We start from the raw sequence: 20,144 nt of genomic DNA, 5'->3' as shown, positions 1-20,144 counted from the left end.
CGGCGGCTTCGCCGCCGCAACCCACCACCAAAGAAGACAAGTACCGCTCTGCCGAAGGCAAAAAGAGCTGTTACGCGGCTCCTCCGTAAGGTGACTGCGTAAGTCCTGGAAATGCGAGGAGGGCAAAGATGCTCGATGAAGTCGCACGAAAACCGGCGTCGCTCAACCACGCCTTGCCGTGATTGCGCGACGCGCCAGCGCCGGATGCGCAGGCAAGCCCCCAGAGGGGGCTTGCGCGTTCTCAGTGGGGGCTTATCGAGTTTGAGCACATCATCCGGCATCGCCCGGTCAAGCCCACACAGGCGGACTTCGCTTCCCGTAGCCCGCAGCGGATGAAGATTCAGTATTTATCTGGATATACCGCCAGAGGCGCGCCGCCGCTCGTGCCCTGAGCCTGCCGAAGGGCGGGCGGCGGCGTATGCCGAACTTAATGCCTGCGCGCGCGAGACAGCGTCGGCGCAGGCCGACGCTGTCTCGCGCGCGCCCCAAGGCGCGGTTTCAACCGCCAGCCAGGGTATGCCGATGTTATAGTTCATCTCCATCAGCCGCCGGACGGGGAGAATCCGCCATCCGCCAGATTCCCTATTGCCACTGGTTATGGAGTCGTGCTAAGATGGAACGTGTGCTCGATCTGCTGCGCAGCATACTATACTATGCACGCGCAGCGCAGGGGTAGAGGGATATGGCGAACGTGAGTCACGACGCCGATCACGAGGAGCGCGTCGTTGAGTTACATTTGCCCAGCCGTCTTGGCTACGAAAAAGTCGCAATGGACGCTGCTGCGTCAATTGCACGGCGTATGGGGTTCAGCACGGATCGCATCGAGGGGCTGCGCACGGCTCTGGCTGAAGCGATAACCAATGCTATCGAGCACGGAAATGCCCACGACGCCGGTACGCGCGTGCTGGTCATCCTGACGGTGCGACCATCTGAACTCGTCGTCAGTGTCGCCGATCAGGGGTGTAAGCCGATTGACCAATCACAACTCGCTCCAGCGCCGCGCATCGAAGACTTGTTTGCCCGCGCCGATAAAGGCGGCTGGGGCATCTGGTTGATCCGCGAGTTGATGGACAAGGTGGAGTTCACCACAGCGCCAACTGGCGGTAATCAGGTGCGGATGGTCATTTATCTCGAGAAGCAACCATAACCTATGTCTGACGTATCTCCCCCTCTCTCTCTTGAGTTGTCGATTCCTAGCGAGTTTGGGTATGAACGAGTCGTTCGCGAGGCAGTGGCTTCATTTGCGCGTCGCATCGGTTTGAACAGCGAGCGGGTCGAGGATTTGAAAACGGCCGTCAGCGAAGCATGCCTCAATGCGATTGAACACGGCAATGCGCAGATGCCGGAGATGCGCGTCGGCGTTAATTGTGTCTGGGAGAACGACGGTCTGACCATCAGGGTGTTGGATCACGGCTTGAAACGATATGCCGGTCACGTGGCGCCATGCATCGTGTGCAAGGTGCATGGCGAGGCGCCGCCGCGCGGTATGGGGTTGTACCTGATTGCGCAACTGGTCGATACGTGCGGTTTCGAGACTTCGCCCGATGGCGGCAATGTGCTATGTATGCGTATGCATACCCGTTCGATGGCGTGATGGACGTGATGCGCGCCTGATCATCGTTATCAGGGAGCACTGGTGCGACGGATGCATGATTGCGTCGATGCCAGGATGAGGAGCACGGGCATGCTGGACGATGAGTTGCATGTACATATTCGTGAGCGTGAAGGGGTGGCGATTATTGATCTGGTCGGTGATGTGACGACCTTCGCCGAGGACAAGATTATCGGCGCCTACAATGAGGTTTCGCGCAAAGGCGCACGAAACATTCTGCTCAACTTTCGTCAGAACGATTATATCAACAGTGCTGGCATCGCCATCCTGATCGGAGTCGTCACCGAAGTCAATCGAAATAATCAGCGGCTGGCTGTCAGCGGATTGTCGCAACACTTTCAGAAAATCTTTCGCATGGTCGGTCTGGCGCAATATATCGATATTTATCAGGACGAAGACGAGGCGATTCGCGGCCTGACCGCCGCAATGGCTTGAGTCAGCGGGTGACGATGGACGGTTTTCTCTTGTTCGTTCTTTTCGCGGCAATTCTGCTGCTCGCTGCATATCTGTTGTGGCGCTATTGGGCTGCTCTGACGGTGGCGACGCCGGGAGAAGAGCGTTTTGAGGAGCGTATCGCCGCTTTGAACGAACGTCAGGCGCACCGTTACAGCGATGAGGAACTGACAGCGCCGGTCACTGAGGAGGATGCCTGGCGCACGATGGTCGAACGCGGACGGCGCGCAACACGCCGTGAACGCTCGACAGGCGATGTGATGCGTCGTCGCGCCAGGAAAAGCCTGACGGAACAAACACCTCGCTTGCTGCCTGGCCGCCGCGTCACGACGCCACCTCCCGACGAGGAGTGATCGCTGGCGGGGCAAATATCAGCAACGCCGCACTTCCAAGCAACGCTCCGATCAGATATGGCGCCGCCGTTCCTGCCCGATCAAAACTGACCCCCGCCACGACCGGACCGGCGATCATCGTCAGGTTGAGCAGTGCTGCGGTTCCGCCCATCAGGCGCCCCTGATCGGCGGGCGATACCCGCAGCGAGAGCCGGCTGGTCAGCGCCGGGATTGCCAGGCCGCTGCCGAACGCAATCAACCCCACCGAGGGGTAGAGCACCCACGCTGCTGGCGCCAGACCGGTTGCGACCAGGGCGCCTGCCATTACGGTCATTCCAATGCGCGCCATGCGCACATCTCCCAGCCAGCGCTGCATAAGCCCCAGCAGCAACCCCTGGGTGGTCACCGCGCATACGCCCACGAATGCAAAGAACAGCGCATTCTCGAACATGCCCCAGCCGAAGCGCGCGGCGGTAAAGAGCGGAAAGTTGCTATACAGCCCCGAGAACCCCAGATTCAGCAACACCACGACGATCAGCAGACGGCGAACCGCCGCAATCTGCAACAGGGCGATCAGGTTCGCCAGAGGGTTTGCAGTGCGCAGCAATGCGCTCAATCGCCCTTGCTTCGTGTTATCGAGACGAAATGATCGACGGCGTTCGGGCGGCAGCGACTCGGGGAGCATAACGAGGGCAAACAGCGTATTCGCCAGCGCCAGTGCGGAAGCAACCAGCGCCGGGGCGCTCAGATCGGTCAGGCTCAATACACCGCCCAACACCGGACCAACCATCAGCCCCAGCCCAAACGCTGCGCCGACCAACCCCAGACCGCGCGCCCGGCGATCCGGCGTGGTGCTGTCGGTGATGTACGCCTGCGCAATGCTCAGATTGCCGCCGGTGACGCCATCGATCAGCAGCGCCAGCGCCAGCAACGGCAGGCTGTCGGCGACTGCCAGGAGCACGTATGCCAGCGACGTTCCGCTCAGGCAGGCAATCAGCACCGGACGGCGACCAAACCGATCCGACAGACTTCCCAGCATCGGACCGACGAGAAATTGCGCTGCGGCATAAAGCCCGCTCAGAATGCCGACCAGTGTGGCGCCAGGGGCGATGCGCTGCACGTAGAATGGCAACAGCGGCACGATCATCCCGTAGCCGACCAGATCGACAAAGACCGCAAGAAAAAGAATGGCAAGCGTGTTGCGTTTCATGAGACGTTCAGCGACATACTGGCAAAGAATCATAGCGCAAAACCGGCGTTTGACAGATGTGCATAAATGTTCTATGGTGTGTTGACCGGTCAAAAAGGTGAGATGCCGCTGTTGGCGCCTTCCGTGCGAATGATGGTGATGAGACGTGGCAACCGATCACGGGTGACATTGAGTATGACCCGTCGCCGACGAATGAGATGCCACAGAGCGACTTTTCTGTCCTGCGTCGCGCCGTAGCGGTCGATATGCTTGATTCGAGCGGCGTCTACTTCAGCGCAACCGGCGGGCAGGTGTATGTCTCGCCGGATTCAGGTGATTCCTGGAGGTCCATTGTCCGCGATCCGCCGTCGATGCTTCTGGTCGTGGTTCAGACAATCCGATGATTGGAAAGGTGATCTATGGATGCAAACGCTTTTCGCCATCTCTACGAGTACCATTTTGCCGAAAATCGCAACCTTTGGGATGCCTGTGCCACACTCTCCGATAATCAATTCACGCAAGCGATCGCCTACTCGCACGGGTCGGTGCGCAATCAGATCGTTCATCTGATGAGCGTCGATGATACGTGGTTCAGCGGGTTGCGCGGGGTTGAGATTCCAGAGCCGCTCAACCCCGCCGGCTTTCCTGATCGGGCGAGCATTCGCGCGTATTGGAACCGTGTCGAGGGAACGATGCGCGCGTACCTGGCGGAACTGCGTGATGATATGCTCTTCGAGCGACCGCTGGAGGGAGAGGACCGGGATCTGATGGTGTGGCAGGTCCTGATCCACGTGGTCAACCATGGCACGGATCATCGCGCCCAGATCCTCCGAATACTCCACGATTTCGGATTGAAGACCACCTCGCAGGATTATATCTTTTTTGTTTATGACCATCTGTAGAAGGGGCAGGTCTGCGACCGACCCTTGCAACGGTGATGACCACGGCAGGGCAGGTCTGCGACCGGGCCCTTCTATGGATTGCGGTCGATTGCAGTAAGGGTTGCGCCTTCTCCAATAAATATCTGGTATCATGTCCCCATTCCGAGAAATCTTTCACTACACTGGCATTCCCATTCTATGACCATGAACATCGTCTTTCTCTCGCCGCACTTTCCGCCAAACTGGCATCTGTTTTGCGTGCATCTGCGTCGCCTGGGCGCGAATGTCCTTGGCATCGCTGATGAGCCATATGATCTGCTGCCCCCCGAACTGCGCGCGGCGTTGACCGAATATTATCGCGTGTCAGATTTGCACAACTACGACGAGATACTGCGCGCTCTTGGCTATTTCACGCACCGCTACGGCAAAATCCAGCGGATCGACTCGCTGAACGAGTACTGGATTGAAACTGAAGCGCGGTTGCGCACCGATTTCAATATCGAAGGACCGAAAATTGCCGATCTGCCCGGGATCAAGCGCAAATCGGAGATGAAGCGCCTCTTTACCCGGGCACAGGTGGATGTGGCGCGCGGGATTCTGGTCACTTCGCCTGCCCAGGTACGCGCCTTTGCCGCCGAGGTCGGCTACCCGGTCGTCGCCAAACCTGACATCGGCGTTGGCGCCAATCATACGTTTAAGATTACCAATGAGAACGAACTCGATGCATTCCTGGCGCGCCGACCGGAGGGGTTCTTGATCGAGGAATACATCCACGGCGTTATTCAGACCTTCGACGGACTGGCGGACCGAAATGGCGAGCCGGTGTTCTTTACCTCGATGCAGTACAGCGACGGCGTGATGGAGATCGTCGTCAACGACGACGACATCTACTACCTGACCGAGCGCGACATCCCGCCCGACCTCGAGCATGCAGGGCGCCGCCTCCTCGCCATGTTCGATGTGCGCGAACGCTTCTTCCACTTCGAGTTCTTTCGCACTCCCGAAGGGCGGCTGGTGGCGCTCGAAGTCAACATGCGCCCGCCAGGCGGGTTGAGCCTCGATATGTTCAACTATGCCAGCAATATCGATCTGTACTATGAGTGGGCGAATGTGCTGATCAACAACCGTTGCAGCGCTCCGCTGGCGCGACCGTACCACGTCTGCTACGCCGGGCGCAAACCGTTTCGCCCCTATGCCCTGACCCACGAGGAAGTGCTTATGCGCTTCGGTGACCGCATCATTCACCATCAGCCGATGCCGCCGTTGTTTCACCGGGCAATGGGTGCGTATGCGTATCTGATTCGTTCGCCGGATCGTGAGGAAGTAATTGCGATTGCGCGGGAGATTCAACGGTTAATACCGTAGCCCAATCCGTCCATATCGGTCTCGATCAATCCGCATCCGTGCACATAGCGGAGATTGGTGTCACTGGCAACGCTCTCTGGCAAGGTTCGTCATTTCTTCTCGATATAGCGCACCCCTTCGATATTGGCGAAATGAACGTCTTGAGTCCAGAGTTCAGCGTCATATGCGCGCGCCGTGGCAAGAATGACGCTATCCGCCATCGCCAGTTTGTGAGCGCGTGAGAGGAGCGCAGCATTCAACGCGATGTCCTTCGTCAGGTCAACGACCAGACCGGCAGACATCCAGACGATCGCTGCCAGTGCATCTTCTTCGCCGCGCTGTTCAGCGACCCGTTTATATACCTCGTACAGACAGATGGTCGGCACGATAAGCGCATCCGTTGCCCTGATCACCGGCGCAAAAAAGTTCGCATTCGGTCCGTTGCCGAAATATTCCAGCCAGCCTGACGAGTCCACGACATTCAACGGAGTTCATCCTCCTCTTCTCGCTGAATGTCGGTGTCAAGACCTTCAAGGAACCCCTGCGCTTCTTCGATGGGAGGCACAATCACCATGCGAATACTTCGCTTATAGGGAATGAACACGACTTTCTGCCCTGGCTTCAATCCGAACCGTTGCCGCACTTCGAGCGGAATAACAACCTGATACTTGGTTGAGATTGTTGTGGCGTACATTCTTACGATCTCCTTATCCAATGAACGATGTAATACATTATATCCGGCTGAACTCTTCGGTGCAACGTCAATAGTTCTCCACTCTTGCACAAACCGCAATCCTCGGCTACACTACTGCGCGCATCTGTTCGATGGCAGGGTGCTGGCTATGATTCCGCGAGCGCTGACGCTGCAAAACTTCATGTGCTACCGCGAAGGGTTGCCGCCGCTCGTGTTCGACGGCATCTCGATCACGTGTCTGGCAGGCGATAACGGCGCCGGCAAATCGGCGCTGCTCGACGCGATCACCTGGGCGCTGTGGGGCGCGTCGCGCCTGAAGAGCGACGATGACCTGGTGGCGCTCGGCGCCACCGAAATGATGGTGGACCTTGAGTTCACCCTCGATGGGCAGGACTACCGCGTGATCCGTCGCCGCATCCGCGGCAAACGCAGCGGTCAGAGTCAGCTTGATTTTCAGGTGCGCGACGAGAACGGCTGGCGCTCGCTGACCCCCGGCGGCATCCGTGAAACGCAGCAGTTGATCATCCAGACGCTGCGCATGGATTATGAGATCTTCGCCAACTCGGCCTACCTCCGCCAGGGACACGCCGATGAGTTCACCCGCAAAGAACCGGCGAAACGCAAGCAGGTGCTGGCGGATATTCTTGGTCTGAGCGTGTATGAGGACCTTGAGAGCCGGGCGAAAGAGCGCGCCCGCCTAATCGAGGGGCAGATCCGCGGTCTCGAAGGGCAGATCGGCGAACTGCGCCGCCAGGCGGAACGGTGCGACCTGCTGACGGAAGATGTGCGTGTTGCCGAACAGCGTGTCGCCGATGTCACCGAGCGCGTCGCAGCGGCGCGGCTGGCGCTCGAGACAGCGACTGCCAGGGTCCAGGAACTCGAAACGGTGCGCGCCATCCGCAACGACCGCCAGGCGCAGATTCAGCAACGCCGCACCGAACGTGATGCGCAGGCGCAGAGTCTGGAACAGCAGCTGGCAAGGCAAAAGCGCGCTGAGTCCTTGATTGCGCGCCGCACCGAAATTGAAGCAGGCATCCGCGCCCTGCGCGCCGCTGAAGCGGAGCGTGACCGCCTCGGCGCCCTGCGCGACGAGTACGACCAACTCCAGGCGCGCCGCGCCACGCTCGTGCAGGCGATTTCCAGCGTTGAACACACCCTCCGCGCCGACGTGCGCGTTGCCGAAACTCAGGTGCAGACACTGCGCGAACGCGCTGCCCGCCGTCCCAGGCTGGTTGCAGACCTGGAGCGCCTGTCGGCGCACCTGGCGGGTCAGGCGCCGATTGCAGAAGAGTTGTCCGCTTTGCGTACCCGCCGCGCCGACCTGACCGACCGCCTCCGCCGCGTCAACGAACTGTTGCGCCGCCGCACGACGCTCGAAGGCGACATCAAACTGAAACACGACTCGCTGGTCGCCACCCGCGAAGAGCAGAAGCGTATTTTGCGCACCCTGGCGGATCAACTGAAACACGAAGCGCAGTGGCATGACGATCTTGCTGCGGCGCTTGCAGAACGTGACCGGCTCGAGGCGACTGCTGCCCGTCTTGAAGCGCTCCGCAACGATGAGCGCACCCTTGCCGAGCAGATCGGCGCAATGCGCGCCCAATGCGAGACCGTTCAGCGGCAGGGTGAACAGATCAACGACAAACTGCGTTTGCTCGGTCCTGATGTGACGGTGTGCCCGCTCTGCAAAAGCGAACTTGGGCACGACGGCATTGCCCACATCCAGGCGGAGTATGAGCGTGAACGCCAGGCGCTGCGCCAGCAGTACGCCATTGCAAAACGTGACGCCGAACAACTCGAAACGCAGCTCAAACGCCTGCGCGGCGACATTCGCGCCGCAGAAAAGCGCCTTGCCGCGCTCCCCGCTCTCCAGGGAAGCATTGCGCGCCTGGAAAACGACCTCGCCAGATGCGACACGCTCCGCCAGCAACAGATCGAGGCGCAGCGCTTGCACGACGATGTGGCGCTGCGCCTGATGAAGAACGATTACGAAACGGCGGCGCGCGAGGAGTTGAAGCGCATCGATGCCGAGATCACCGCGCTTGGCGCGGTCGAGACGCTCGATCGCGAGATTGCCGCCGTCGAACGGCAGGTTGCCAGTCTCGAGGATCGCAGCCGTGAACAGGCGACGCTCCAGGCGCAGATTGATGCGCTACGTCGTGAGATCCGGCAGATTGATGATGAAGACCCGGCGTTGCACGAACAAGAGCAGATTGTCGCGGCATTGACCAGGCGCCTGGCGCAGGACGATTTTGCGCACGACGAGCGCGCGGCGCTTGCCGCGCTCGATGAGCAGATCGCGGCATTGGGGTACAGCCGCGAGCGGTACGATCAGGCGCGGGCTGAAGCGCAGGCGTTGAGTCATTGGAAAGACGACCTGGCGCGCCTGCAACGCGCCGAAGAGTGGCTTGCCGAGCATGAAGGCGACATCGCGCGCGCGGCGGAGCGCCTGCGGCAGATCGACGCACAGATCGCCGCTGACGAAGCAGAGGTGCAGCGCCTCAACGAACGGCTGCGCGACCTGGCGCCCGCCGCGCGCGCGCGCGACGAAGCCGACGCCAGATTTAACGAACTCCACCACGAACTGCTGGCGCGTCAGAAAGACCTTGGCGAACGTCAGGCGGACCTGCGTCGCGCCCAGGAAGCTGCGCGCAGCCTCGCCGACGCGGAAGCGCGTCGCCTGGCGCTTCTTGAACGCAAGAGCCTGTTCGATGAACTGACCCTGGCGTTCGGGAAAAAAGGCATCCAGGCGATGCTGATCGAAACTGCCCTCCCCGAACTTGAGCGCGAAGCCAACCGCCTGCTCAGTCGAATGACCGACAATCAGATGCATTTGACCTTCGAGACGCAGCGTGACACCAAGAAGGGCGATGTCGCCGAAACGCTGGATATCAAGATTGCCGACGCGCTTGGCACGCGCGTCTACGATGCCTATAGCGGCGGTGAGGCGTTCCGCCTCGACTTCGCCATCCGAATCGCGCTCTCGAAACTACTGGCGCGTCGCGCTGGCGCGCGCCTCGAAACCCTGATCATCGACGAGGGGTTCGGCTCACAGGACGCGCGCGGGCGTGAACGCCTGGTCGAGGCGATCATCTCGGTCCAGCACGACTTCCGCTGCGTGCTGGTGATTACCCATATTCAGGAATTGAAGGATATGTTTCCGGTGCAGATCGAAATCGTCAAAACATCCAACGGCAGTATCTGGACGATTGCGTAGAATCGCATGCGCCGGAACGTGTACGTGGAAGAGTGTCGATAGCGCCCATGGCAGTGTCAGCTCGTTTGGAACGGAAGAACCTGATTGTCATCAATCAAGAGGGACCGATGAGTCATACTGGCTTTTCCGATCTGTTGCCGGATTTCGTCTTTGTGCCGTCGCAATCGTTCGTCATGGGCACTCCCGAACATGAACTCGGAACGCTGGCAAAAACCTTTGGCGGCACACGCGAATCGTACCGCGAGGAGTCGCCACAGCACACGCTGATCCTTCCGCCGTTCGCTATTGCGCGCACACCGGTGACCAATGCACTCTTCGCTGCATATGTCGCCAATACAGGCGCTCGCTCGCTGCTTATCTGGCGTGGCGCGACGCCTCCTGTTGAACTGTGCGATTGTCCGGCGACCGACGTGAGTTGGGAGGAGGCGCAGCGGTTTTGCCGCTGGCTGAGCGCAAAGACAGGAGTGCCGTATCGGCTGCCGACCGAGGCGGAATGGGAGTATGCCGCGCGCGGTGGCGATGGACGGCGCTTCCCCTGGGGCGATGGCTGGGACCCGGCGCGCGCCAACACCCGCGATGGCGGCAGCGGCAGGGTGATGCCGGTTGGAGTGAATCTGTCCGGCGCCAGTCCGTTCGGTTGCCTCGATATGGCAGGCAACGTCTGGGAATGGACTGCATCGCTCGATGCACCGTACCCCTATCGCCCCGATGATGGACGTGAAGACCCTCGTGCTCCCGGCAGACGCATCCTGCGCGGCGGTTCGTTCGCCAACCCGCGCGGTTTTGCCCGCTGCGCCTGTCGCTTTCGCCTTGCGCCGACGGTGTGCAATGAGTTCCTTGGGTTTCGACTGGCATTTAGCGTGGTCTGATATGAAACGCTCGACCATCAACGCCATCCTGCGCGCCGCCGATGCGTTCATCCGTGAACGCGGCTTCTACCTGCCGCCATTTGCGTCCTGGATGCCGGAAGAGTGGCGCACGCGCGGACCCGAATGCGCCGAGATCGTTGAGAACGGTCTCGGTTGGGATGTCACCGATTTCGGAACCGACGACTTCGCGCACACAGGACTGACCCTGTTCACCCTCCGCAATGGCAATCCCCGCAATCCTGCCCGGAAACCGTATGCCGAAAAACTCCTGATCGTCGAAGATGGACAGATCACCCCGTTCCATTTCCACTGGCGAAAAACCGAAGACATCATCAACCGCGGCGGCGGCGCGCTCGCCGTTCAACTGTACGCTTCTACCCCCGACGAACAGCTCGATGAGGCGCAGACCATCGACGTTTCCCTCGATGGCGTTCGCTGCACCGTCGCTGCGGGCAGCATTGTGAGGCTTCGCCCCGGTGAAAGCATCACACTCCCGCCACGACTGTACCATGCCTTCTGGGGAGAAGGAGAGCGCGTTCTGGTTGGCGAAGTGTCTTCGCTCAACGACGATGCCGCCGATAATCGCTTTCTCCAACCGATCGGGCGGTTTCCGATCATCGACGAGGATGAGCCGCCGCTCTACTTGCTCTGCACCGACTACAAGCGATTCTATGCTGCGTTTGACGAACGCCTGAGAAACCTTGACCATCCCTCATAAGCGTGTTACAGTAAACTGATACCTATGACAGTGTGTCATACACGATGGCAACAGTCACATTGCATCCCGGTAAAGAACGACCTGTGGTTCACCATCACCCATGGGTGTTTTCTGGAGCGATTGCACGCATTCAGGGACCGTTCCCTGAGCGCGGTGAAGTGGTCGATGTGCAGGCCGCCAGCGGCGAGTGGCTGGCACGCGGCTGCTGGAGCGACGGATCGCAGATCCGCATCCGCCTGTTTACGTGGAACCCGAACGAACCGCTTGACGATGTGCTGATCCGTCGCCGTATCGAACGAGCCATCGATGGTCGCCGCAGACTTGGCATGCTCACCGAAGACGGTGCGTGCCGCCTGGTCTACGCCGAGTCCGATGGCATCCCCGGATTGATTGTTGACCACTATGCCGGGTTTCTGTCAGTGCAACTGCTGACGCAGTCCATGGCGCAGCGCAGCGCGGCGATCACCCGCATTCTGGCGGAGACGCTGGCGCCACGCGGCATCTACGAGCGCAGCGATGCCGAGGTCCGTGACAGGGAAGGTCTTCCGCCCGCATCGGGCGCGCTGTGGGGCGCAACGCCGCCAGGGCGCGTGCGGGTGCGATTCCCCGGCGATCTCTGGCTTCCGGTCGATCTGTGCAGCGGGCAAAAAACCGGCGCCTATCTCGACCAGGCGTTCAACCGGTTGCGCGTCGCCGCCTATTGTGCCGGCGCGGAGATGCTGGACTGCTTCTGCTACACCGGCGGCTTTACCATTGCTGCAGCGCGCTCCGGCGCCCGCCGCGCAACGGCTGTCGATACGAGCGAGACTGCGCTGAACATGCTGCGCGATGGCCTTACGCTCAACGCCATCACCATGCCGGTCGAAACGGTGGCTGCGGATGTGTTCCAACTGCTGCGACGCTACCGTGAGGAGCAGCGGCGCTTCGATGTGATTGTGCTCGACCCGCCCAAGTTCGCCCATTCGCAAGCGCAGGTCGAGCGGGCAACCCGCGGCTACAAAGATATCAATCTGCTGGCAATCCAATTGCTGCGCCCCGGCGGGATTCTGGCAACGTTCTCCTGTTCCGGTCTGGTGTCGAGCGATCTGTTCCAGAAGATCGTCTTCGGCGCGGCGCTCGATGCGCGCCGTGAGGTGCAGATTATCGAGCGCCTGGCGCAAAGCCCCGATCATCCGGTGTTGCTGACATTTCCCGAAGGAGAGTACCTGAAAGGTCTGATCTGTCGTGTGTGGTAGATCGCCATGAGTTACAATATTATCGAAGACGGTCATATTTCGAGTCCGGCAGGATTCCGCGCCACCGGCGTCTCCTGCGGGCTGAAGGAAATTCGCGCGCGCGATCTGGCCATCGTCTATTCGCAGTCGCCCTGCCGTGTCGGGGCGCTCTTTACAACCAACCTGATCGTTGCCGCGCCGATCTTTTTCAACCAGGCGATCCTGGCGCGTAGCCGCGACAACATTCGCGCCATCGTCATCAATGCCGGCCACGCCAATGCCGGTACAGGCCGGCCGGGGCTGGCGACGGTGGTGGAGTGCGCCAAGATCGCTGCGGATGAACTCGAAGTGCCGCGTGACAGTGTGCTGATGCTTTCGACGGGGCAGATCGGCGTCATGCCGCCGCTCGACCGCATGCGAGAAGGAATCCGACGCGCCGCGTCCGAACTTGACAGCAATGGGGGACGCCGCGCCGCACTTGCTATTCTGACAAGCGATACGCGCCCGAAAGAACGCGCTTTCCGCGTGTCGCTCCGTGAAGGGCGAACGGTGACGCTGGCGGGCATGGCGAAAGGCGCACATATGGTCAGCCCGAACCTTGCCACACTGCTCTGCGTGATCACCACCGATGCGCCGATCGAGTCGCGCTTGCTGATGCGTGCGCTCGACCAGAGCGTGAGCCGTTCGTTCGGAAGACTGCACATCGACGGCGATATGAGCCCGAATGACGCGGTGTTGGTGCTGGCAAACGGCGCTGCTGGAGGACCTCCCATCGTCGATGGATCGCGCGAACTCGGCGTCTGGCAGCAGGCGCTCGACGCGCTGTGCCACGACCTGGCGCAGCAGGTGTTGCGCGATGCGGCTTTGGGCGGCAAACATATCTTCATTACGGTGCGTGGCGCTTCCACAGATGCGGCTGCCTCGCAGGTCGCGCGCGCGGTGGCGCGGTCGATGGCGGTGCGCCACATGTGCGCGCGCAATCTGCCCGATTGGGGCGGGATGCTCGTCGCGGTCGGCGCAAGCGGGGTGGATCTGCGCCCCGATCTGCTCGAGTTGCGCATTGGCGCCGTGACGGTGATGGATGATGGCGTGCCCGCACGTTTCGATCAAACGGCGCTGGTTCAGGCGTTATCTGGACCAGAAGTAGAGTTGTTGATTGACCTGCATACAGGCGCCGGTACGGCTACGGTATGGACGTGTACGGCCGGTGTGGAGCCATAAACCTATGAAATTACCCCTCTTCCCGCTGCATACGGTGCTGTTTCCGGGCGTACCGATCTCGCTCCATATTTTCGAGGAACGGTACCGCCTGATGATCGGTCAGTGTCTGGCGCAGCAACAACCGTTCGGGGTTGTGCTCCTCCGCTCCGGCAGCGAAGTCAGCCCCGACGACCCGTTCATTCGCAGTTTGCGCCGCCAGCTCGATGTGGACGATGACGATCCCGTGCGCGAGGCGGTTGTGCCATTCGAGATTGGCACCATTGCGCGCATTACCGAAAGTCAGCAGTTCGACGATGGGCGCTACCTGCTGATCGCAGTGGGACAACGCCGCTTCCGCGTGCAGTATATCATTCAACATCAGCCGTACATCATTGCCTCGGTCACACAACTGGCAGAGGACACGTCAACCCTTTCGAGCGCAGAAATCACTAAAGTGCGCCAGACATATGAACGGTACTGGGCGACGATGACGCGCGTCACCGGGAGAGAGTACGAGTACGAGGAATTGCCCGTCGATGCCGTCGAACTCTCCTACTGGCTGGCGCATCGCTTACATGTGGACAATCAGCGGAAGCAGCGCTGGCTCGAAAGCGACGTTGCTACGCGCCTGCGCGAAGCGACCGGCATGCTCAATGTGGAGATTGCCATACTCCCGCGCACCGGTTATCAACGCGCCAGCGATGTCTGGCCCTGGTCGTGGAACTAACCTGCCAGCATTCGAGCCATGATTGTTGCAGCCTGCATGGTCACTCTGCGTTTGCCCGGCATTCGCTCGTTGAAGGAGAAACGGAGCATCGTGAAATCGTTGCTGAGCCGGATGCGCAACCGCTTCAACGTTTCGGTCACTGAAGTCGATGCGCACGACAATCATGGGCGCGCCGTCATCGGCATCGCCTGCGTGTCGGGATCGGGCGATTATGTCGAAGGGCAGATCCAGGCGGTGCTGCGCTGGATCGAGGAAGAACGTCCCGACCTCGAAATTCTCGCTGCCGACATTGAACTGCTGTGAGTGCTGGCATGGAAGAGGCGCTCCCCTACCCATTCCTGGCGATTGTCGGTCAGGCGGAGTTGAAGACAGCGCTTGTGCTGGCGTTGATCAACCCGCAGGTCGGCGGCGTGCTTCTGATTGGTCCCTACGGCGTCGGTAAAACGACCGCTGTGCGTGGGTTGCTCGACGTGATGCCGCTGGTTGAGGTTGAAGAAACCGATGAGGCGGGCAATCCGGTCAAACGCCGTCGTCCGATGCGCATCATCGAACTGCCGCTCAACGCTCGCATGGAAGACGTGGTTGGCGGCATCAATGAGCGCGTGGCGCTCGAACAGCAACGGGTGATGCTCGAAGAAGGCGTTCTGGCGCGCGCGCATCGCAATGTGCTCTACATCGACGAAGTCAACCTGCTCGATGCGCGGGTTGTTGATGCCATTCTCGACGCTGCGGCGCAGGGGCGCACCTTTGTGCGTCGCGGACCGATGACGCGGCTCTATCCATCGCAATTCGTGCTGATCGGTTCGATGAATCCGCAAGAAGGGACGCTACGCCCGCAAATCCTTGATCGTTTTGGATTGCGGGTATGGGTGGCGCCGTTGATGGATCGCGATCAGCGACTGGAGATCTACCGGCGCGCGCGTCGCTTCCGCGAACACCCGGAAGCATTTCGCGCCGGCTATGCTGATGAAACCAGCAAACTCAAGCAAGAGATCGCCGCAGCACGCGAGATTCTGCCCCAGGTGACGATCGACCCGGCAGCCGAACAGTTCGCCATCGACTGCATCCAGCGCCTCGCCATTCCTTCGCATCGCGCCGAGATCGCGCTCTTCGAAGCCGCGCGCGCGCGCGCCGCCGCTGATTTTCGCCTGATCGCCACGATTGACGACATCCGGCGCGTGGCCATCCTGGCGCTCCGGCAACGACGCAGTGTGCAGATCGATGAATATGCCGCTGCAATCGCACTTGAAGATGCCGCTATCGAGCGTGTGATGAACAGCAACGGCGCTGTTTCGCCCCGGCGACGGCACTCGCGCAAAAAAACGTCTTCCGACCGCGCTGAAAGCGTCACCCTGCCCATGCCAGCAGATGCTGCCTATCAGGATCGCTTGTCAGATACGTGAGCATTTGATCGGGAACGTCGCGCAGACGCCAGATCAAGCGCTGCGCCACCTGATGATCGAAGGCGATCTGCGCATTTCGCAGCACATCCTCCGGGTCGAACAGCCCACGTCCTCTGGCATCGAAACTGTTGGCGACGTAGCGCATGACATCCTGGCGTAGACGAGGCGTCAGCGACATGCCTGCGCGCCTGAGCGCAACAGCCAGCGGCTCGGAACATTCCATGCGGTTCCACTGTGTCGAACCAATGATCTGAAACAGATGCTCACGGGCTGCAGCAGCATCACGCCGGCCAGCGCGCAGCCATAGGCGCTGCACTCCGACCGGCGCCGGCGCCGGCGCATGTGACACAGAATGGCTGACCTGCCCGGCGCGGAAGGCAATGATGCCGGCGCGACGCAGCACATCGCCGCTCAGCACACCCACGCCCTTGACCGTATTGATAGTTGCTGTAATCGAGACGTTCGAGGGCACAATCGGGCGCTCATCGTCGGGAATGCCAGGGAGACTCAGGCGCGTGCGACCTTCCTCATCAACGCTCAGCAGTGTTGTGAAATAGTAGTTCACCTCGGCCGGATGCATGCCATCGAAGCACACGACGAACACTTTGCCGGCGCTGCCCGGATCCGCCGCCTCCTGCAACAGTTCGAGGAAGCGCAACGAGGTAAAATGATCGAACAACGAGCGAAACGAGCGCTCATCACCGGTTGCCTCGAGCCAGGAGGCATTACCGTTGATCAGCGCATACTGCGGGCTGTCATGGCCAAGGAGCGTCTCGGCGAACAATGTCACCAATTCGGTCTTGCCGGCGCCCTCGATACCGGTCAGCACCACGAACGGATTGGTTTTCAGCGACACATAGTACGCAACGATCAGCGTGCGGGAGAATGGCAGTCCAGCAGTGCGCGCAAGCGCCACCATGCGCTGGATCAACTCCTGCTCACCAAATGCGGCATCCCAGTTATCGCGGCTGCTCAGACGCAACAACGGCGGTCGCGGACCATACCGGGTCGCCTTCCGCAGGCCCTCGCTGGCCACTCCCCCGGCAACGGCGCCGGCGGGATTCGGAAAGTGCAGCATACACCACCTTCAGATTTCGCTAATGTGCGGTGCGTCCGTAGCGGATTTCAGAAGAGTCTCCGACATTGAGTTCACGGAAATCACCCAGCACAACCGCGTGATCGCCGATCAGACTCGATTGCAGCGTGGCGGAGACGATCTGCGCATCGCGATTGATAATAGAGTCGCGAATGATCGAGTCCTTGACGACCGCTCCCGCCGCTATCGAGACATATGGACCGATGATCGAATTGATCACCTGCGCCGTATCGTCGATATAGACGGGCGGAATAATGATCGAACCATTCAATCGAGCGGGATCGACATGATCTCGCCCGTGATTAAGCAGGTACCGATTCGTTTGCAACACCGTTTCCGGTTTCCCGCAGTCTTCCCAGACATCGACCGTCGGCGCGGTGAAGCGGGCGCCATTCTCAACCATCAACTGAAGGGCGTCGGTCAGGAAGTACTCGCCTTTTGTCTGAATGTTGCGGAGCATGAGCACTTCAATCGCGCGCATCAGCCACTGGATATCGCGCAGATAGTACAGACCGATCATTGCCAGTTTCGAGTCATCGGTGGCCGGTTTTTCCACGAGCCTGGTAATGAACCCATCCTGGGTGAACGCCACCCCGAAGCGGCGCGGATCGTCCACTTCCTTACAGAAGATGGCGCCATCGATATCCTGTTCGGTCAGATGGCTCAAGTCCGCCTCGAAAATCGTATCCACGAACAGGATGAGCGTGGGACCATCAACGACTTCGCGCGCCAGGTAGACGGCGTGCGCCTGACCTTTCAGTTCGGTTTGTTCGATGAACCGCGCCGGGATTTTGTAGTGCGACGTGACATAGTCGGCGATTTGATTGCCCAGATACCCGGTGATGAAGATCATCTCGTCAATCGAAAAGCGCGTCAACGTATCGAGGATATGTCCGAGGACGGGCTTTCCGGCGACCGACACCAGTGGCTTGGGTTTGCTGTACGTATGCGGACGCAGGCGTGTGCCAAGCCCGGCGGTGGGAATAATGACTTTCATAGATGTCCTGTTCCTGGCGCTCTTGAGTCAGTTTTGACCGCTGCGCGAGGCGCAACCGCAGCCGCCGCCACAACACGCGCTGGTTGGCGGGTCGCCCGAGCGCCTCGATGCTGCATCCGTTCTAAGGGCGATAACGGAGATTGTGCGCCGTACCTGAGGACTGCCACACACGGGACAGTCGAGGATCTCGTCGGCGCGATGGAATGGTCGCAGCGCATCGAAGACGTGCGCGCAATCACTGCACTGATACTCGTAGAGCGGCATAGGACGTGTTGCGTTCAAGCGGAAACCATATACGTTGATTATAGCACGATTGTCGAACCATTGGAACAGCGGCAACCCCAGGCGGGGACGGTGGTGTAGCGCAGCGCGCGCAACGGTTCGCGTATCGTCCTGAACCGCAGCCCGAAACCTGTGACCTGTGCATGGCGCCGTCGGCGTGGTTGCCAGCCGTTGCGCATCGGGTGAAGGTGAGAAACGTTCAGCGTCAACGAATGGCGTGCGACAGATGAGCCTGGGGGCACGCCATCCGCGAAAGGCGCATCAGCCGTCTGGTCATGGCAAGAGCGAAGGGTGCATCACTGTGTGCGGGATGGATGAACGAAAGGAAGAGGAGTCGCGCGCCAGAAAACTCAACAACAGCATATTGAACTGATCCGGCTCGTCGAGAAACGGGAAGTGGCGACTCTTTGGCATCACCACAACCTGCGCCAGTGGCACGTGATGGAACAGATCCGCCTGATTGGGATTGACGATTTCATCACGCCCGCCGTGGACAATCAATGCCGGAACTTGCAGACGTGACAGTTCCGGGCGCAGATCGGTGTACAACATCGAAGCAACGGAACGTTGCAGCGTTCCCGCAGAAGATTTCAGACTGTCATCGAGGATCTCGTGCACCGAGGGGTCGTTGGTTTCGCCCAGAAAATGGCGGAATAGCAGGCGGCGCAGCCAAGGTGTACTGGCAAATACATTGGCGATCGGGCGATGATAGGTCAATTTAAGGAACCATGAGAGCGAGTTGCCGACAATCGGCGCTCCTACCGTCACGACTTTGGCAATGCGGGTGGGGTAATCGAGCGCTGTTTTGAGCGCCACCATGCCACCCATCGAATGGCCTACCAGCAAAACTTTATCGATCCCTAACGCATCGAGGAAGCGGATAACCTGATGGCTATAGTTGTGAATACTTTCCGACGGGCTTTTGTGGCGCGACTCGCCGAAACCCCAAAAATCGAACGAGTACGCACGGTACTTCTTCTTCACCTCTTCGATCGTCGGGTACCAGTAGCGCCAGCTCCCCATCCAGCCGTGCAGAAAGAGGACCGGACGACCACGCCCAAACACTTCGTAGTGTACCGTCTGGTTGTCAATGACAATGATGCTCATAGGTATATCGTACCATCTTCTGAACGCCTGATCATCAGGAATCCAGTCCTATATCGAGAGAACATCTGTTACGCGCCGCGCATAGTGACGGTATCGGTCAAACGGGTGCGCACCAGCGTCAGATGCTGTTCGCGCTCGCTTAACGACCGCCGCAGCCGGTGCTGCAGCGTGGCGATATCTTCCGAGATAGCGCGCAGTTGTTGCATCTCGCGCTCGAGATCATCGAGCAACTGGCTGGCTTGCAACGCTGCCATCGCGTTTGCGCGGTCACGCGACAGCGCCCACAGGCGATCCTGGATTGCCGCCAGCAACCCCATCAGATTTGCCCAGGCTTCGTTATCCTGGCGATCACGCGCCTGCAAACCGTGCTGTCGCCCATTGAGCCAGGACTGAATCTGCTCCTGGAGGTCGCTCAGCCGCAACTCCAGTTGATCGATGGTGGCCAGCAGATCCGGCGACGTTCGGGCGATGCCGCCGTTCTGCGCCAGCGCCTCGAGGCGTCCCTGCAGCGTCGAGAGGGATGCGCCGAGTTGCGCCTGGCGCATGGCGACTGCTTCCTGTTCGTTGAGCAGGTCGAGTAGCATCTCACGCAGTTGGGCGGTCTCACTGGCGACCCGCGCCGATTGCTGATGGAGCAGATGCGGCACGAACCAGAGCAGCAGCGCAAGCAGTGCCAGCACCATAATGCCAAGCGCAACGAAGAGAACAGACATACCATACACCCCCTTGTTCACTCCTGCCATTCATTATACGAGGATGCGATTACCAGGGTCAACGGTTCCTGGCTTCGCAGGATGACATGTGGATTA

At 60.1% G+C, this 20,144-nt stretch carries 23 protein-coding genes; 15 read left to right on the top strand and 8 right to left on the bottom strand.

Going from position 1 to position 20,144, the window contains the following annotated elements; all coding sequences use genetic code 11:
• The first annotated feature begins 682 nt into the window (after positions 1–682).
• The 4 genes from AC3EA7_RS00765 to AC3EA7_RS00750 all read left to right on the top strand — a co-directional run bounded on the left by AC3EA7_RS00765 (position 683) and on the right by AC3EA7_RS00750 (position 2,418).
• Positions 683–1,147, top strand: coding sequence for an ATP-binding protein (locus AC3EA7_RS00765; RefSeq protein WP_488612108.1), 465 nt, complete (start codon positions 683–685; stop codon positions 1,145–1,147).
• A 3-nt stretch (positions 1,148–1,150) separates the two neighbouring features.
• Complete coding sequence (locus AC3EA7_RS00760; protein ID WP_488612107.1) at positions 1,151–1,594, top strand: ATP-binding protein; 444 nt, start codon at positions 1,151–1,153, stop codon at positions 1,592–1,594.
• 90 nt (positions 1,595–1,684) lie between these two features.
• Positions 1,685–2,047, top strand: a complete 363-nt coding sequence (locus tag AC3EA7_RS00755) for an STAS domain-containing protein (protein ID WP_488612106.1) — start codon at positions 1,685–1,687, stop codon at positions 2,045–2,047.
• Positions 2,048–2,061: 14 nt separating this feature from the next.
• Entirely contained in the window at positions 2,062–2,418 is a 357-nt protein-coding gene (locus tag AC3EA7_RS00750) for a hypothetical protein (protein ID WP_488612105.1), read from the top strand.
• Here AC3EA7_RS00750 and AC3EA7_RS00745 read toward each other — a convergent pair.
• Complete coding sequence (locus AC3EA7_RS00745) at positions 2,390–3,607, bottom strand: MFS transporter (protein WP_488612104.1); 1,218 nt, start codon at positions 3,605–3,607, stop codon at positions 2,390–2,392. The two genes, AC3EA7_RS00750 and AC3EA7_RS00745, sit on opposite strands and share 29 nt — an antisense overlap.
• Before the next feature lie 197 nt (positions 3,608–3,804).
• Here AC3EA7_RS00745 and AC3EA7_RS00740 point away from each other — a divergent pair, with 197 nt between their 5' ends.
• The 3 genes from AC3EA7_RS00740 to AC3EA7_RS00730 all read left to right on the top strand — a co-directional run bounded on the left by AC3EA7_RS00740 (position 3,805) and on the right by AC3EA7_RS00730 (position 5,832).
• Entirely contained in the window at positions 3,805–3,990 is a 186-nt protein-coding gene (locus AC3EA7_RS00740; RefSeq protein ID WP_488612103.1) for a hypothetical protein, read from the top strand.
• A gap of 15 nt (positions 3,991–4,005) precedes the next feature.
• Complete coding sequence (locus AC3EA7_RS00735) at positions 4,006–4,488, top strand: DinB family protein (protein WP_488612102.1); 483 nt, start codon at positions 4,006–4,008, stop codon at positions 4,486–4,488.
• A 177-nt stretch (positions 4,489–4,665) separates the two neighbouring features.
• Positions 4,666–5,832: an ATP-grasp domain-containing protein gene (locus AC3EA7_RS00730; RefSeq protein ID WP_488612101.1), complete on the top strand. Its 1,167-nt coding sequence runs from the start codon at positions 4,666–4,668 to the stop codon at positions 5,830–5,832.
• A gap of 89 nt (positions 5,833–5,921) precedes the next feature.
• Here AC3EA7_RS00730 and AC3EA7_RS00725 read toward each other — a convergent pair whose 3' ends face one another.
• Together AC3EA7_RS00725 and AC3EA7_RS00720 are read right to left on the bottom strand one after the other, a co-directional pair.
• A complete protein-coding gene (locus tag AC3EA7_RS00725; protein WP_488612112.1) occupies positions 5,922–6,287 on the bottom strand; it encodes a PIN domain-containing protein in 366 nt (121 codons plus the stop codon).
• A gap of 5 nt (positions 6,288–6,292) precedes the next feature.
• Positions 6,293–6,505, bottom strand: coding sequence for an AbrB/MazE/SpoVT family DNA-binding domain-containing protein (locus AC3EA7_RS00720; protein WP_488612100.1), 213 nt, complete (start codon positions 6,503–6,505; stop codon positions 6,293–6,295).
• 148 nt (positions 6,506–6,653) lie between these two features.
• Between AC3EA7_RS00720 and AC3EA7_RS00715 the strand changes: the two genes are divergently transcribed.
• From AC3EA7_RS00715 to AC3EA7_RS00680, 8 genes are read left to right on the top strand one after another with little or no spacing between them, the layout of a single operon-like run.
• The gene (locus AC3EA7_RS00715; RefSeq protein WP_488612099.1) at positions 6,654–9,722 is read left to right on the top strand and encodes an AAA family ATPase; all 3,069 of its coding nucleotides are present in this window, start codon (positions 6,654–6,656) and stop codon (positions 9,720–9,722) included.
• Between the two features lie 47 nt (positions 9,723–9,769).
• Complete coding sequence (locus AC3EA7_RS00710; RefSeq protein ID WP_488612098.1) at positions 9,770–10,591, top strand: formylglycine-generating enzyme family protein; 822 nt, start codon at positions 9,770–9,772, stop codon at positions 10,589–10,591.
• Position 10,592: 1 nt separating this feature from the next.
• Positions 10,593–11,309, top strand: coding sequence for a D-lyxose/D-mannose family sugar isomerase (locus AC3EA7_RS00705; protein ID WP_488612097.1), 717 nt, complete (start codon positions 10,593–10,595; stop codon positions 11,307–11,309).
• A gap of 44 nt (positions 11,310–11,353) precedes the next feature.
• Positions 11,354–12,544: a class I SAM-dependent rRNA methyltransferase gene (locus AC3EA7_RS00700; protein WP_488612096.1), complete on the top strand. Its 1,191-nt coding sequence runs from the start codon at positions 11,354–11,356 to the stop codon at positions 12,542–12,544.
• 6 nt (positions 12,545–12,550) lie between these two features.
• Positions 12,551–13,744: a bifunctional ornithine acetyltransferase/N-acetylglutamate synthase gene (gene argJ, locus AC3EA7_RS00695; RefSeq protein ID WP_488612095.1), complete on the top strand. Its 1,194-nt coding sequence runs from the start codon at positions 12,551–12,553 to the stop codon at positions 13,742–13,744.
• Between the two features lie 4 nt (positions 13,745–13,748).
• Entirely contained in the window at positions 13,749–14,450 is a 702-nt protein-coding gene (locus tag AC3EA7_RS00690; protein WP_488612094.1) for an LON peptidase substrate-binding domain-containing protein, read from the top strand.
• An 18-nt stretch (positions 14,451–14,468) separates the two neighbouring features.
• Entirely contained in the window at positions 14,469–14,753 is a 285-nt protein-coding gene (locus tag AC3EA7_RS00685; RefSeq protein ID WP_488612093.1) for a DUF503 domain-containing protein, read from the top strand.
• Entirely contained in the window at positions 14,750–15,853 is a 1,104-nt protein-coding gene (locus AC3EA7_RS00680) for a magnesium chelatase ATPase subunit I (protein WP_488612092.1), read from the top strand. Before AC3EA7_RS00685 ends, AC3EA7_RS00680 begins: the two co-directional genes overlap by 4 nt.
• Here the strand turns inward: AC3EA7_RS00680 and AC3EA7_RS00675 are convergent.
• From AC3EA7_RS00675 to AC3EA7_RS00655, 5 genes are all read right to left on the bottom strand, one after another.
• The gene (locus AC3EA7_RS00675; protein WP_488612091.1) at positions 15,798–16,931 is read right to left on the bottom strand and encodes a hypothetical protein; all 1,134 of its coding nucleotides are present in this window, start codon (positions 16,929–16,931) and stop codon (positions 15,798–15,800) included. The genes AC3EA7_RS00680 and AC3EA7_RS00675 overlap by 56 nt on opposite strands.
• A gap of 19 nt (positions 16,932–16,950) precedes the next feature.
• Complete coding sequence (locus AC3EA7_RS00670) at positions 16,951–17,946, bottom strand: sugar phosphate nucleotidyltransferase (protein ID WP_488612090.1); 996 nt, start codon at positions 17,944–17,946, stop codon at positions 16,951–16,953.
• Positions 17,947–17,973: 27 nt separating this feature from the next.
• Positions 17,974–18,210: an FmdB family zinc ribbon protein gene (locus AC3EA7_RS00665; protein ID WP_488612111.1), complete on the bottom strand. Its 237-nt coding sequence runs from the start codon at positions 18,208–18,210 to the stop codon at positions 17,974–17,976.
• Positions 18,211–18,501: 291 nt separating this feature from the next.
• Positions 18,502–19,335, bottom strand: coding sequence for an alpha/beta fold hydrolase (locus AC3EA7_RS00660; RefSeq protein WP_488612089.1), 834 nt, complete (start codon positions 19,333–19,335; stop codon positions 18,502–18,504).
• 68 nt (positions 19,336–19,403) lie between these two features.
• Positions 19,404–20,048: a hypothetical protein gene (locus tag AC3EA7_RS00655; protein ID WP_488612088.1), complete on the bottom strand. Its 645-nt coding sequence runs from the start codon at positions 20,046–20,048 to the stop codon at positions 19,404–19,406.
• Positions 20,049–20,144 lie beyond the last annotated feature (96 nt).

The sequence above is a fragment of the Roseiflexus sp. genome, assembly GCF_057785375.1.
Note: the sequence above shows the minus strand (reverse complement) of the source record. Positions and strands in the feature narration are given on the sequence as shown.